The 14213-nt window shown below is 69.6% G+C and carries 9 protein-coding genes; 5 read left to right on the top strand and 4 right to left on the bottom strand.

Features of this window, described 5'->3' with window-relative positions; translation table 11 throughout:
• Positions 1 to 94: 94 nt before the first annotated feature.
• Positions 95 to 1405: a hypothetical protein gene (locus tag DAT35_RS59615; protein ID WP_158502329.1), complete on the top strand. Its 1311-nt coding sequence runs from the start codon at positions 95 to 97 to the stop codon at positions 1403 to 1405.
• 125 nt (positions 1406 to 1530) lie between these two features.
• Positions 1531 to 3492, top strand: coding sequence for an ATP-binding protein (locus DAT35_RS54555; RefSeq protein WP_233262271.1), 1962 nt, complete (start codon positions 1531 to 1533; stop codon positions 3490 to 3492).
• 8 nt (positions 3493 to 3500) lie between these two features.
• On the opposite strand, the gene DAT35_RS54550 is transcribed toward DAT35_RS54555, so the two are convergent.
• Both DAT35_RS54550 and DAT35_RS54545 read right to left on the bottom strand, forming a co-directional pair.
• Positions 3501 to 4673 carry an ABC transporter substrate-binding protein gene (locus DAT35_RS54550; protein WP_108077414.1) on the bottom strand — a complete coding sequence of 391 codons (1173 nt, stop codon included), beginning with the start codon at positions 4671 to 4673 and terminating at the stop codon, positions 3501 to 3503.
• 113 nt (positions 4674 to 4786) lie between these two features.
• Positions 4787 to 5440 carry a carbonic anhydrase gene (locus DAT35_RS54545; protein ID WP_108077413.1) on the bottom strand — a complete coding sequence of 218 codons (654 nt, stop codon included), beginning with the start codon at positions 5438 to 5440 and terminating at the stop codon, positions 4787 to 4789.
• Between the two features lie 121 nt (positions 5441 to 5561).
• Here DAT35_RS54545 and DAT35_RS54540 point away from each other — a divergent pair, with 121 nt between their 5' ends.
• Positions 5562 to 6503, top strand: a complete 942-nt coding sequence (locus DAT35_RS54540) for a bestrophin family protein (protein ID WP_108077444.1) — start codon at positions 5562 to 5564, stop codon at positions 6501 to 6503.
• Positions 6504 to 7143: 640 nt separating this feature from the next.
• Here the strand turns inward: DAT35_RS54540 and DAT35_RS54530 are convergent.
• On the bottom strand, positions 7144 to 8472 hold the full coding sequence (locus DAT35_RS54530; RefSeq protein WP_108077411.1) for an MFS transporter: 1329 nt from the start codon (positions 8470 to 8472) through the stop codon (positions 7144 to 7146).
• A gap of 317 nt (positions 8473 to 8789) precedes the next feature.
• Here DAT35_RS54530 and DAT35_RS62265 point away from each other — a divergent pair, with 317 nt between their 5' ends.
• On the top strand, positions 8790 to 11774 hold the full coding sequence (locus DAT35_RS62265) for a serine/threonine-protein kinase (protein WP_108077410.1): 2985 nt from the start codon (positions 8790 to 8792) through the stop codon (positions 11772 to 11774).
• A gap of 86 nt (positions 11775 to 11860) precedes the next feature.
• Positions 11861 to 12580: a tetratricopeptide repeat protein gene (locus tag DAT35_RS54520; RefSeq protein ID WP_108077409.1), complete on the top strand. Its 720-nt coding sequence runs from the start codon at positions 11861 to 11863 to the stop codon at positions 12578 to 12580.
• A 25-nt stretch (positions 12581 to 12605) separates the two neighbouring features.
• Here DAT35_RS54520 and DAT35_RS54515 read toward each other — a convergent pair whose 3' ends face one another.
• Entirely contained in the window at positions 12606 to 14048 is a 1443-nt protein-coding gene (locus DAT35_RS54515; protein ID WP_108077408.1) for a hypothetical protein, read from the bottom strand.
• Positions 14049 to 14213 lie beyond the last annotated feature (165 nt).

Here is a 14213-nt window from a genome sequence, read left to right as displayed (position 1 = left end):
GAGTGGAGTTCGTTGGCGGCAGGCGGGCAGGCGCGTTCCACGCGGGGTGCGGCTCGAAGATTGCGTTCACACCTGCCGCTGCCCAGGATGAGGGATGAAACGAAACCTTCGAGTCTGCATTCCGGTCGTAGCACTTCTCTGGGGCATCCTCGCTCCCGGTTGCGACAAGACTCCGCCGGCCGAAGAGCCGCCTCCTGGCGACGGGGGAGTCATCTCGCCGAGTGACGGAGGGGACGGCGGGGGTGGCACCGACGCGGGAGGAATCGAACCCGGGCCGATCGACGCCATCATCGCCGCCATGCCCGAGGGCTCCTGGAAGGAGCTGCCCAACACGCACATGGCGGACGTCTGCCCCCCGCCGTACTCCAGCTACAAGTGCGAATCGGTGATGATCGCCTGGAGCGGTGGAGCGTACGACTCGCTTCGCGACCGGCTGGTCGTCTGGGGCGGCGGCCATGACGACTCGCCGTACAACAACGTCTTCACCTTCGACCTCGCGTCGATGAAGTGGAAGCGCTGGACCGACCTCCCCGCCGGCATGACCGGCGACAGCGTCACCCCGGTGATGCGCGACATCCGTGTCGAGACGTGCGGTCTGTACCCATCCGTCACGTCGCTGAACATCCCCGACGCGGGCCTGGGACCCACCGGCTACGTGCGTCACGAGCTGTGCGACGACCCGAGCATCAGCTCGCAGTTGGATTCGCAGCAGCCGCGCAGCGCGCACACCTACGGCAACATCGCCTTCAGCGAGGCGACGGGCCGCTTCTACGTGCTCGGTTCCGTCGGCTCCTATCCCAGCGGTCAGTCCGGTTCGCAGCGGGTGATGGGCTTCGACTTCGCGACCGCACGGTGGGTGCGCGGCGCGAACAACCCGGTCGTCGACTACGGCGCGAGCGCCGCCGACAAGCAGGGCCACCTCTGGTACATCGGACCGCGGAAGCTTCACGAGTACGACCCGGTCGCCAACACCTGGACCGCACACGCTCCAGACGGCGCGGGCTACTACTACGCGGGCGCGGCCGTGGACACCCGGCGCAACATCCTCGCGTTGGTCCGCGAGGGAACCACCGTGTCGACCTACGCGCTGAATGACGCGTCGAAAACCCACACCACGGTCACCACCACCGGCTTGAGCGCACCGGTCGGCGGAGCGCCCGGACTCGCGTACTCGCCGGTGCTCGACCGGTTCGTTGCCTATCCGGGCGGCCGCAAGCTGGCGATCCTGGATTTGCAGGCCGCCAGATGGGTGGAGGTCACTGGCACGGGCGACGACCCGGGCCCGCAGGCCTCGAACGGCACCTATGGGCGGTTCCGCTACAGTCCCGCGCGCAACGTGTTCGTCGTCGTGAACAGCACCACGCGCAACGTGTTCATCTGGAAGCCGCCCGCGACCGCGCCGTAACGGCAACGCTTCCATCGGCCCACGGGGCTGGCTGCGATGGACGGGCGCCCACCCCAACCTCCCTCCCTGGAGCGACAGGGAAAGGGAGGCTCCGCCTCCGGTGGCCGAGCAGGGGACCTGTGTCGATGGTGCACGCGTGGTGGCCGAGACGAGGCAATCCGCTGGGCCGCCAGTTGCTCGTCTCCATCATGCTCTTCAGTGCCGTCATCAGTTGCATCGCCACGGCGGTGCAACTCCTCACGGACTACCGCCGCGACGTCCGGGCCCTGGAGAACCGGCTCGAGGAGATCCACACCAGCTACGCCCCCGGCATCGGGGAGAGCATCTGGTTGCTCGACGAGGACCAGCTCCAGGTCCAACTCCAGGGCATCACGACACTCCCCGGCATCGAGTTCGCGCAGGTGGACAGCGCCATCGGCACGCGCTACGTGGCCGGCAGTCCCTCCGGAGCGCAGTGGGAGCTGACGCACTCCTTCCCGCTCTTCCGGGGGGACTTGTATCTGGGGTTGCTCCAGGTGGGGGCCAGCCTGGAGGACATCTACGCCCGGCTCCGCAGCCGGGCGCTCGTCATCCTGATGACCCAGGCGGCGAAAACCTTTCTGGTCGCCCTGTTCGTCCTGTTCATCTTCCAGCGGCTGGTGACCCAGCACCTGGCGACCATGGCCGCGTACGCTCGCGGCCTGGACGTGAAGCACCTGGATGAGCCCCTGGAGCTCGGGCGTAAGCCCCCGCCCGACGGCTCGCGCGACGAGCTCGACGAGGTGAGCGCGGCCTTCAACGAGATGCGCGAATCCCTCCAGAAGGAGATGCGCGAGCGCCAGCGGGCCGAGTCGGCTTCCGTCTTCCTGGCCGAGGCCGGTGCGGTCCTCATGGAGTCGCTCGACCTGGAGAAGCTCCTGCAGCGGATCTCCGCCCTGAGCGTCCGGACCCTGGCCGACTGGTGCATCATCGACCTGCGCGAGGAAGAGGAGGTCCGCCGCGTGGAGGGTGCGTACGTCGACGCGACGAAGATGCCCCTGATGGATGAGCTCCGGCGGCGCTACCCGCCTCGCGCGGACTCGAAGTCACCAGCGGCCACGGTGTTCAGGACGGGAGCGCCGGTCCTGCTCCCCCATGTCTCACAAGCCGAGCTGCGCGAGCTGAGCACCGACGAGGAGCACTTCCGGCTCCTCCAGGGAATCGGGCTCACCAGCTGCCTGGCGGTTCCGCTCATCGTCCGAGGGCAGCCGCTCGGAGCCATCACGCTCGGCTCGAGCACCTCCGGACGGGTCTATGGCGCCGCCGACCTCGAGCTGGCCCAGGAGCTGGCGCGCCGGGCGGCCATCGCCATCGAGAACGCGCGGCTCTACCAACGGGCGGAGCGGGCCATCCACCTGCGGGATGTGTTCGTGTCCTTGGCCGCGCACGAGCTGCGCACGCCCCTCCTGCCGCTCCGGCTGCGCCTGCAGAGCATCCTGCGCAAGAGCGCTCGGGACAGGTCCCCCCTGGACCCGGAGTGGCTTCTCGGTGAAATCACCGCCGCGGAGCATCAGACCTGGCGGCTCGGACAGCTGGTGGACCAGCTCATCGACGCCTCCAGCCTCGGCTCGGGACACCCGTTGGAGCTGCACCACAAGCGGGTCGACCTGTGCGCGGTGGTGGAGGGCGTCCTCGATTCGATGAAGGAGCAGCTCAACGCCAGCGGCAGCCAGGTCGTCCGGAAGCTGCACGGACCAGTTCTGGGTGAGTGGGACCGGCGCCGGCTCGAGCAGGTGGTGGCCCAGCTGCTGCACAACGCCCTGAAGTTCGGACAGAGGAAGCCCGTCGAGGTGAGCGTGGAGCAGCGTGCGGAGTCGGTGCGTCTGGTGGTGCGAGACCATGGCCTCGGGATGTCGGAGAGCGAAGCGGCCCGCGTCTTCGACAGGTTCTCGCGCGGCGTGTCGGACCGGCATTACGGGGGACTGGGCATCGGCCTCTATCTCGCGAAACAGCAGGTGGAGGCACACGGAGGGACGCTCTCCGTCGAGAGCCAGCCAGGAGAGGGCTCCACGTTCACGGTGGAGCTGCCGGTGTCGCGAGTCCCGGGAAGCCAGCCGGAGCGGCCGTGACCGTGTACTCAGGGAGCGCGCCGGGGGTGGGTGGAGGGTGAGCGGCTTCGCAGCTGCTTGAACAAGGCCTGGGCGGAGAAGTCGTAGCGCTTCAAGGTGGGGTTGGCCACCTTCGAGAAGGCGCGAAAGTCGATCTCCGCCCAGGCCGGGTCACCGAGGAGGCGGAGGTACTCGTCCACGTTGTCGCGCGTGACGGCGACCATGTCCGTGTGCCAGTCGAGCCGCTCGGACGCGAAGTCCCTGCCGTGGTGGTAGTCGTAGAGGAGCACCAGGGCCCATGCGCCTTGCAAGACCTGGCCCCCGAGACTGGTCACCAGCCTCCCTTCACGGACGGCCTGGAGGGCCTGCGGTGTCCAGCCCATGCCGCCCACCACGACATCCTCTCCCGGGTGGCGGCCCGCATCCTCCAGCGCCTGCACGGCACCCAAGGCCATGACATCGTTGGCGGCCCAGACGAGCTGCAGTTCCGGATAGCGGCGCAACAGCAGGGACATCCTGCGCTGGGCCATCTTCGGATCCCAGACGATGACGTAGACCCCTTGGAGGAACTCGACGCCTTCGAGTCCGTCCAGGGCGTTGCGCAGGCCCTCGGAGCGCTCCACCGCGTAGGCATCGCCCCTTCCCTCGAGCGCGACGAGTCCCCTCCGTCCTCCCGGCGAGCCGGAAGGCAGGCCTTGGGCCGAGTCCCGCAGGAGGTGGGCGAGCCGATACCCGGCCGCCTCATCGTCCGGCACCATCTGGCCGAGCCAGGACTTGAAATGCTCGCGGGGTCCGCCAATGCGCGACTGCTCCTCGGGGGTCAGACTGGTGATGATGACGAACACCGGGATGTGAGCCTGCTCGGCGAGCTCGAGGACGCGAACACCAATACCGCGGTGCATCGAAATGATGAGGTAGTCGGGCCTCGGAGAGCCGCTCACCACCCGGCGTACCAGCTCGAGGTTTTCTCCCGGCCAGTACTCCGCGTTGTATTGGACGAGGTCGATGCCCAGATCCCGGGCCGCGGCATCCATGATGTCCATGATGCTGCGCTGCATGGGATTGTACGGTGCCAGCATGTTGAGGAAGACCACCCGCATCTTCCCGCCAGCCGCTGGGGGCGGGAGGGCCTGATCCCTCGCATCAGCCAGGAGCCCGAGGAGAAGGACGACAGCCACGAACCGGAGTCGCACAACGGACATAGGCAGACGTCCTCACCTCTCCACGGAGGAGAGAGAGACCTGGGAGGGGCGCGAGCTTTTCGCAACCCGTCCCGCGAGGCATGTAGGCCGTCAGCCGGAGCCTGGACGCGAGGTTAGTGCTCGAGTCCCTCGAAGAAGTCGACCAGGCCGGTCTCCAGCGAGTACTCGGCGCCGACAATCCACATGCCCTCCTCCTGGATGAGCCGCTCGAGCAGGCGGCTGCCGTGGCGCAGATGGGCGCACGACTGGCGGACGTTGGCGCGCACGGACTCGCGCATGAGACGCTCCTTGTCCACGCCCGGACCAACGGCCTCCACCACGCTCTGCACTGCGGGCCGGCACCGGTCCAGCAGGTCGTGGATGTTCTCCGAGGGCGCATCCACGTCGTGCTGGATGAAGTCCAGCGTGGCCTTGATGGCACCGCAGTGGGAGTGGCCCATCACCACCGCCAGGCGGGTCCCGAAGGTGGCGGCCGCGTACTCGACGCTCCCCACCAGCGAGGGCGCCACGACGTTCCCGGCCACGCGGATGACGAAGAGGTCTCCCAATCCCTGGTCGAAGACCATGCCGGACGGCACGCGGGAATCGGAGCACGACAGGATGATGGCGAACGGATTCTGCCCGGCCACCAGCGCGGCGCGAGCGGCCTGTCCAGCCGCGACCTCCATGCTGCGGACGTTCTGGCTGAAGCGGCGGTTGCCCTCGCGCAGGCGCTGGAGTGCCTGGTCGGCGGGCAGAGGGGCGGGAGCGATTCCAGCAACGGTCATATCCAGACTCCTGCCTTCCATGGGTGGTGCCGCTCGACGGGATTCGCACCTGACGCCCGCTGGCCTGCTGGCTTCGTTGTCGCGGCCGGGAGGGAGACCTACGGTTCCCGGGATGCAGTGGATGGGAGCGAGGCAGTTCTGGAAGGACGTGTTCACCTGGCGCGGCACGGTGACGCCGCTGGTGATGCCACGGGTGCTCCTGTTCGGGCTCTACGGGCTACTCGTGGGGCGCGTGCACGCGGTGTTCGGCTGGGAGGCGCTGGAGAGAGGGGCGGTGGAGTTCACCGCCGGCTTCCTGGTGCTGCTGCTGGTGCTGCGCACCAACGCGGGCTACGAGCGTTGGTGGGAGGCACGCAAGCTGTGGGGTGGCATCGTCAACCAGTCGCGCAACCTGGCCATCGCGGGGCTGACGTATGGCCCACGGGACTCGGAGTGGCGGGAGCGGTTCGTGCGGTGGACGGCCGCCTTCAGCCATGTGGCCCGGCGAAGCCTGCGCGGCGAGCAGGAGCTGCCAGAGCTGGTCCCCCTGCTCCAGGACGCGGCGGAGGTGGAGCGCATCGCCCACGCCCAGCACATGCCCTCGTTCGTCGCCCAGACCCTCGGAGGTATGCTGCGTGAGGGAGTCGAGCACGGAGGGATGGACCGCTTCGCATTCCTCGCGGCCGACCGCGAGCGCGCCCAGCTCATCGACCACGTGGGCGGATGCGAGCGAATTCTCAAGACGCCGCTGCCGCGCATCCACACCATCAAGCTGCGGCGCGTCATCGTGCTCTATCTGCTGGGGCTCCCCATCGCCGTCGTGGGGCCCATCTGGTGGCTCCCCGGGCTGGTGACCGCGCTCGTGGCCTTCCCGATTCTCGCCATCGACCAGATCGCCGTGGAGCTGGAGAATCCCTTCTCTCCGAAGAGCCTCAGCCACCTGCCCCTCGGCCCCATCTGCGACACCATCGAAGGCAACCTGCTCGCGCTGCTCGAGGCGGAGGAGGCGCTACCGATGCCAGGGCGCGGTGCTCCCAGCCTCGGCGCACGGATGGAGGAGGGAAGCGAACAGGCTCCTTCGTGAAGGCAGCGGCGCTCGATTTGGTCTAGAAACGGAGAGATGCATTCCGTGACGGTAAAGATTCTCGCCGCGGTGCTGAGCCTCCTCCTTTCAGGTTGCGCACACGGTCCCTGTTCCTCGTTCATGTCCCTGTTCGGCTGCTCTCCCCAGAACGAGGCCGTACTGGCAGAGGATCCGTCCATCAAGTTTCCGCAGTTCTATGAGCACGCCCCTTCCAGGGTGGGAACAGATGGCGAAACATTCGAACTGGATGGCACGGTGCTCCGCGCGATTCAGATCGCAGCCGACGATTTCCTACCGCCTAGCGCGAAGAACCCTCCATGCTGGGAGACTCAGGCCGCTCACACGTACCGAATCATCCGCCAGGGCGACATCATCTTCGTGCGCATCGATGAGGACCCCGCCCGCTGCGGGAGGGAGGTCATGGCGTTGCACTCCGGAGCGCAGTACGCCATTGGCTCGGATGGCCGCATCCTCCGACGTGTATTCGATGGTCAACCCGTGGAGCCATTCACGCCGGAGGCCCCCGACGCTGGCCATCGAGGCGTTCCCGCAAGGCCAGGTGTCGTCCCTGGCTATGAGCCCATCGAGGATGGACCATCGTCCTCACCGCTGGAGTCGCGGGACGGAGGCTGAGTCCGTTTCAATCCTCCGCGCGGTCCATCTGCGTCGCGCCCTCCCGCATTCCCGTGGCCACCTCGGGGAGGATGCCCAGCCGCTCGTAGATGGGCCGCACGAGCTTCCGCAACGATGGCAGCTTCACGTAGAACCACGCCGCCGCCACCAGGCACACCACCCCTCCCACGGCAATCGTCGCCGGGGCCCCGATGCGCGCCGCCAGCGCTCCCGCCAGCAGGCTCCCGAAGGGTGCCGTCCCCATGAACGCCATCGCGTAGAAGCTCATCACCCTCCCCCTCATCCGCTCCTCGACAATGGTTTGCAGCAAGGTGTTGCACGCCGCCGTCGTCACCATCATCCCGTAGCCCGTCGCCACCAGCGCTGCCAGTGACAGCACCACGCTCCTCGACAGCGCGAAGGCAATCAACCCCCCACCGAACAGCGACGCCGTCGCCACGATGACCTTCCCAAACCCTCTCACCGTGCGCCTCGACGCCAGATACCCCGCTCCTGACAGCGCTCCCAGCCCCGTCGCCGCCATCAGGAAGCCCAGCGTGGACGGCCCTCCCTTCAGCACGTTCGACGCCATCACTGGCATCAGCACCGTGTAGGGCATTCCCATCAGGCTCACCACCGCCAGCAGCAGCAACATCGCCCGGATGGGCGGGAAGTGAAACGCATACACGAAGCCCTCCTTCAGCTCCTCGAGCAGCGCCCTCCGCGTCTCATGCGTCTCCCGCCACGTCATCCGCATCGCCAGCAATGAGGCAATCACCGCCAGGTAGCTGACTCCATCCAACAGGAAGCAGCCGCCCTCGCCCACCCAGGCAATCAGCCCTCCGGCCACCGACGGGCCCAGCAGCCTCGCCGCGTTGAACATGGATGAGTTGAGCGCAATCGCGTTCGGCAGGTCCGCCCGGTCCTCCACCATCTCCACCACGAAGGCCTGCCGCCCCGGCACGTCGAAGGCGTTGATGAGTCCCTGCACCATCATCAACACCGCCACGTGCCACACCTCAATCACTCCCGCCAGCGACAGCGCCGCCAGCGCGAACGACTGCAGCATCGACAGCACCTGCGTCACCACCAGCAGCCGGTGCCGGTTCCACCGGTCCACCAGCACTCCCGCGAACGGCGCCAGCACGAACGTCGGTATCTGCCCGCAGAACCCCACCACCCCCAGCAGCAGCGCCGAGCCGCTCAGCCGGTACACCAGCCAGCTCGCCGCCACCCGCGTCAGCCACGTCCCCACCAGCGACACGCTCTGCCCGATGAAGAAGAGCCGGTAGTTGCGGTGGCCCAACGCCCTCCACAAGAACCTCCACCCGCTGTCCCTCCACCCGCGCGCCGCCATCTCCGCCTCTCCTCACTCCCAGTCCTCGGCGCGCTCCTCCCACCCCGCCACACTCCCGTCTTCCGAGCGCACCCCTTCTCCTCTCGTTAAAAGTAGGGTGCGCTTCGGCTCGCGCTCCTCCTCGTGCACCCTCGCGTGCCTCCGGGGGCACGCCCGCCCGGCTGCAAGACGCAACTGTCTCTTTGGGTCATGATGCACTGCGGTGTACAACGCTCGGTTCCATCAGGACCCGAATCAACAGCCTTTCAGTTTTTTCGCGGTTGTAATATTCTCTTATCGCTACCAAGCGAGGGCCTGACGTCGTCAGGGGGAAGCACGTGGAGCGCCTGAAGCGGTCCCAACCGGAGCAGCAGGCCGCCCTACCGGAAACAGCGGGTGAGCGGGCGCCGGACGACCGCGCGGGTAGCTCCAGTCACGCGCCGGACGCGCTCGCGGAGCTGGACGCACTGGAGGTCCTGGAGCAGGAGCTGGAGCGCGCCCGCTCGATGCTGAGTCAGGGCGAGGCCGAACCCACACGCGTAGTGGGTCCCCCCCAGCCCATGGCGGCCCTCTTCACCGAGCCGGAGCCCATGCCCCGGGGCACCTCGGTGGGGCGCTACCTGGTGCTGGAGCGGCTGGGCGCCGGTGGCATGGGCGAGGTGTATGCGGCGTTTGATCCACAGCTCAACCGCAAGGTGGCCATCAAGCTGCTGCTGCCCGGAGGCGAGGGGCTGGAGCGCAACGAGGCCCGCCCGCGGCTGATGCGCGAGGCGCAGTCCATGGCCCGCCTGTCGCACCCCAACGTGCTGCCCGTGTATGACATCGGCGAGCACGGGGACCAGGTCTTCATCGCCCTGGAGTTGGTGGAGGGCAGCACCCTGCGCCAGTGGCTCAAGGAGCAGCCGCGGCACTGGCGCGAGGTGGTGCACGTGCTCACGCTCGCCGGCCGGGGCCTGGCCGCCGCCCATGCCGCGGGGCTCGTCCACCGCGACTTCAAGCCAGACAACGTGATGGTGGGCCGCGATGGGCGCGTGCTCGTCTATGACTTCGGCCTCGCCTGTGAGCAGGGGACGGGGACGCCCGGCGCTCCCGTCCCGGTGGACCTGGCGGAAATCCTCCGCTCCGAGCCGCCTCCGGGCCAGGAGTCCGGCTCCATCTCCGGCCTGCGCACGCGGGAGCCGCTCGAGACGCCGGTGACGCGCGCCGGCCTCATCATGGGGACGCCCGGCTACATGGCCCCCGAGCAGTACCGCCAGGAGCCCATCACCGACCGGGCCGACCAGTTCAGCTTCTGCGCCACGCTCTACTACGCGCTGTACATGGAGCACGCCTTCGAGGGCAGCGGCGCCGCCGCGCTCGCCCGCGCCACGCTGGAGGGCCGCCTGCGCCCACCGCCGCGCGACTCGCGCGTGCCGGGCTGGCTGCGCCGCGTCGTCCTCAAGGGCCTGAGCCTCCACCCACAGGACCGCCACGCCTCCATGGAAGTGCTGCTCGAGGCGCTCCACGACGACCCGCGCACGCGCAGCCTGCGCCAGGTGCTCGTCGCGGTGGCCGCGGCCTTCCTCGTGGCCGTGGTGGCCGGCGCCGTGGGCCAGTGGCACCAGCGCCAGGGCCTCTGCCAGGGCATGGCCGCGCGGATGGACGGAGTGTGGGACGCCCCGCGCCAGGAGGCCGTGCGCAAGGCCTTCCTCGCCACCGGCCAGCCCTACGCGGCCGACGCGTGGTCCGGGGTGAAGGGCGCGCTCGACACCTACGCCTCCTCCTGGGTGGAGCGGCAGCAGCAGGCGTGCGAGGCGACGCGGGTGCGCGGCCAGGCCTCCGAGGAGCTGCTCGCCGCACGCACCGTCTGCATGGAGCGCCGACGCTCGGAGCTGAAGGCCCTCACTGGCGTGCTCGCCGAGGCCGATGCCACCGTGGTGGAGCACTCCGTGGAGGCCGTGCGCGGCCTGCCCGAGCTCGGCCCCTGTGAAGAGGTGGACCCGCTCGCCGCGCACATCCCCGCCCCCGCGGACGAGAAGACGGCGGCCCGGGTGGAGGAGCTGCGCGCCTCGCTCTCGCGCGCCCGCGCCCTGCGCATCTCCGGCCAGTACGCGGCCGGGCTCGCCGTGACGGCCCCCGTGGCCGCCGAGGCGCGCGTCCTGGGCTACCGCCCCCTGGAGGCCGAGGCCCTGCTGGAGCTCGGCCAGCAGCAGGCGGGCTTCGGCCTCCCCGAGGCCGAGCACACCCTCAAGGAGGCGGCGTGGACGGCCGACGAGGTGCGGCTGGACGAGGTGCGCGCCGAGGCGCTGGTGGCGCTCACCCAGCGCGTCGCCTACGACGCCGCCCGCGTGAAGGACGGCCATGACTGGTTCCAGCAGGCCCGCGCCCTGCTCGTGCGCACCCGGCGCCACGGCCGCATCCTCGCCGAGCTCGAGAGCGCCCACGGGCTGGTGTACGCCGCCCAGGGCGACGCCGCCGCCGCCGAGTCCTCCCAACGCAACGCGCTCGTCGCGCTGGAGAAGGTGTCCACGCCGGAGAGCCCAGAGATGGCCGTGGTGCTGCGCCGGCTGGGCAACGCACTCGCGGCGCAGGGCCGCCACGAGGAGGCCCTGGCCGTGTACCAGCGTGCGCACGCGGCCTTCCGCAAGTCGCTCGGCGCCGAGCACCCGCGCGTGGGCAGCTCGCTGGTGAACATCGGCACCACGCTGAGCGCGCTGGGCCGCAACGCCGAGGCGCTCGCGCCGCTGCGGGAGGGCGTGGGCATCGTGGAGCGCACGCTGTCGCCGCGCCATCCGTTCCGCGCGCAGGCGCTGGACGCGCTGGGCGCGGCGCTGTGGCGGGACGGGAAGACGGACGAGGCGCGGCAGGTGCTGCACCTGGCGGTGGATGCAGCGGAGCAGGCGCGCGGGCCGGAGCACCCGGACGTGGCGGTACCGAGCACCACGTTGGGCATGGTGCTGGTGGACGCCGGGCGCCCGGGAGAGGCGCTGGGCTACTTCGAGCGGGCGCTGCGTCTGCGCGAGGGCGCCCTGGGGCCGCGACACCCGGAGCTGGCCGCGCCGCTCACCGGCCGGGGCGAGGCCTTGTTGAAGCTGGGCCGTCCCACCGAGGCGCTCGCGCCGCTGGAGCGGGCCCTGTCGCTGCGCGAGTCCCATGCCGTGCCCCAGACGGAGCTGGCCGAGACGCGCTTCACGCTGGCCCGGGCGTTGTGGGACTCGCACCGGGACACCGCGCGGGCCCGGCAGCTCGCGCAGCAGGCCGAGAGCGCCCTGGACACACCGGGCACCGCGCGCCAGCGCGAGCGCGTCCAGGCGTGGCTCGCCTCCCGGATGCCGCGCGGGTAGCTACGTCACACACCGGCGATCCATCCCGGACCTGACGCTCCGCTGAGCCGGGCCGTAGGATGAGCGCCCGTGACGAAGGGAATGGAATGACGGAGCGCAAGGGGCGCGAGGCCTGGCCGCCAGAGCTCACCGAGCTGCTGCGCAAGGTGGACCGGCTGCGGCGAAGTGGACGCTACACGGAGGCGCTCTCCCGGATGCGCCAGCTCGTGGAGACGTACCCGAGGCAGGCGCGCGTGCTGCTGGAGATGGGATTGACGCTCGGCATCTGGGGCCGGGACCCCGCCAAGGCCCTGCCCTGGTTCGAGCGCGTCCTGGAGATGGCGCCCGGCCACGCCTCCGCACAGCTGCACCGGGCCCTCGCCCTGGCCCGGCTCGGCCGCCACGCAGAGGCCGTGGCCGATTTCGACGCGCTCGAGGCCGTCGGCTTCCGCAAGGCGCTCGTCCTCCACATGAAGCGCGCCGAGTCCCTCGATGTGCTCGGCCGGCTCGACGCCGCCGAACGAGACTGGACGCTCGCCCTCGACGAGGACCCCGGCAATCCCTGGCTGCTCCACCAGCGCGCCTCGGTGCGCGAACGGCTAGGCCGACTGGAGGAGGCCGTGAAGGACCTCACCGAGGCGCTCGCCTCTCAGGAAGGCGAAGAAGTGGACGCGGAGCTGCTGCGCGAACGGGGCGTGCTGCGCGAACGGATGGGCGACTCCGTCGGTGCTCGCGCGGACTTCGAGGCGGGACTCTCCGCCCTGCGCGCGGGGGACCCGCCCGAGCTCGCGGACGACCTGCGCCGCAGGCTCCAACAGGTCCCCTGAGACCAGGCCAGGCCCCCCCGTTCGCTCAGCGCTCGAAGCCAAACAGGAAGAGATCCGAGCGCCCTTCAGCCGTCCACACCTCGGAGCCCACGGTGAGCGAGCTGGTGAACTGCCCCAGGACGGCGGAGCGGCCCTCCTTCGTCTCCGCGATGGAGGCACTCTCGAGTCCGGGTGAACCGGTGTCCGGGCCGCTCGCGGCGAAGCCGTGCGACCAGCGCAGCGCGCCGTCGATGCGGTCGAACTTCGCGACGTAGACATTGGCGAGGGTCGCCGGATTGCCAGGCAGGGGCCCCAGCACGCCGAGGTCTCCGCTGCCCGCCTGGTAACTGCCCGCCACCACCACACCATCCTCCACGTCCATGGCGACGTCCTCGGCGCTGAAGCCGAAGTTCCACGCCCAGCGCTCCTCGCCGTCGCGGGTGAAGGCGGCGACGAAGGCGTCCTGCAGGATGCCCCCACCGGGGCTCGCGGTGTGGGTGCGTCCCGCGAAGGTGAAGGTCCGCGCGAACGTCCCCACGACCACGACCCGGTTGCCGTGCGTGGCCACGCTGTTGGCGAAGCCGAGCGCCCCATCGAGCCGCCGCACCCAGAGCACGTGGCCCTCGGGCGAGAGCATGAGGACGAAAGGCTCCGTCTGGACCTCGGTGAAGACGGTCCCGCACAACAGGAAGTTGCCCCGGATGTCCGCGGCGGCGCCGAAGCCCTGGCTCTGGTTCTCCGAGTCGACGAACGTCCACAGGTTCTCGCCTCCGGGCGTGAACTTGGAGAAGAAGGCGCTCACGGTCTGTCCGCCCCCGGGGAGCTGCCTGGAGGAGACGGGGCCGCGCCCGAAGTCCACCGTGCCCGCGAGCTCCCCGCCAAGGCCGATGTTGTCGTCCGGATCCGTCACGATGCGATTCACTCCAGGGAAGCCCCTGTCGGTGGAGACATGGCGCAGCCAGCGCAGGCGCCCACACGAGTCGAGCTTCACGAGGTACAGGCCGAAGGCCAGCGGCCCGCTTCCCAGGTCCACGCCACCCGTTTCGAGGAAGAGGATGATGTTCCGGTGCCTGTCCACCACATGGCGGATGCCGAAGACGGAGCCCTCCGCGCCGGGCTGGGAGCTGAAGACCTTCACCCACCGCAGGCGCCCGTTGACGTCGTAGCGCGCGAGCGCCATCGAGGAGTTGGACGCGCCACCCGGAGCCACGATGGGACCCTCGCCCAGGTCGATGCTCCCGGTGAAGTTCACCATGGCGAGGAACCCACCCGCCCTGTCGCGGACGATGCGCCCGGTGTTGTCATCGGGCCCGGTGATTTGGTGGGCCCACCGCAACGCGCCGGTGGGCCTCCAGGAGTCATGCACCTCCTGCACCACCTGTTCGGGTGCCTCGGACTCCGACTCCTCGAGCACCGTCCCGCCACACGCGACCAATCCCGCCGCTAGCAACAACGACAGGGCATGCCATTCCCTGTGTCCACGTCTCATGGTCTCCCCCTCCCTCGCGTCGAGAGCCCTCACGACTTCGCGCCCGACAAGCCTGTGCACGCGAAGTGCGTCCGTCGCTGCCTGACGAAACAAAGAGGGGGTTCACCAGGAGACGGAGGCGCCCGGCTGGCCGGACAGCCACCGAGGACACGTCACGAGGAGGGA

It is taken from the genome of Vitiosangium sp. GDMCC 1.1324 (genome assembly GCF_003044305.1).
GTDB lineage: Bacteria > Myxococcota > Myxococcia > Myxococcales > Myxococcaceae > Archangium.
This window is presented reverse-complemented; position numbering and strand designations above follow the sequence as displayed.

What these genes read in the sequence shown, in the direction of transcription:
- DAT35_RS54520 (WP_108077409.1), top strand. Translation starts at nt 11,861, where the DNA reads ATGACGGAGCGCAAGGGGCGCGAGGCCTGGCCGCCAGAGCTCACCGAG.
- DAT35_RS54545 (WP_108077413.1), bottom strand. Translation starts at nt 5,440, where the DNA reads ATGACCGTTGCTGGAATCGCTCCCGCCCCTCTGCCCGCCGACCAGGCA.
- DAT35_RS59615 (WP_158502329.1), top strand. Translation starts at nt 95, where the DNA reads ATGAAACGAAACCTTCGAGTCTGCATTCCGGTCGTAGCACTTCTCTGG.
- DAT35_RS54530 (WP_108077411.1), bottom strand. Translation starts at nt 8,472, where the DNA reads ATGGCGGCGCGCGGGTGGAGGGACAGCGGGTGGAGGTTCTTGTGGAGG.
- DAT35_RS54550 (WP_108077414.1), bottom strand. Translation starts at nt 4,673, where the DNA reads ATGTCCGTTGTGCGACTCCGGTTCGTGGCTGTCGTCCTTCTCCTCGGG.
- DAT35_RS54555 (WP_233262271.1), top strand. Translation starts at nt 1,531, where the DNA reads ATGGTGCACGCGTGGTGGCCGAGACGAGGCAATCCGCTGGGCCGCCAG.
- DAT35_RS54540 (WP_108077444.1), top strand. Translation starts at nt 5,562, where the DNA reads ATGGGAGCGAGGCAGTTCTGGAAGGACGTGTTCACCTGGCGCGGCACG.
- DAT35_RS54515 (WP_108077408.1), bottom strand. Translation starts at nt 14,048, where the DNA reads ATGAGACGTGGACACAGGGAATGGCATGCCCTGTCGTTGTTGCTAGCG.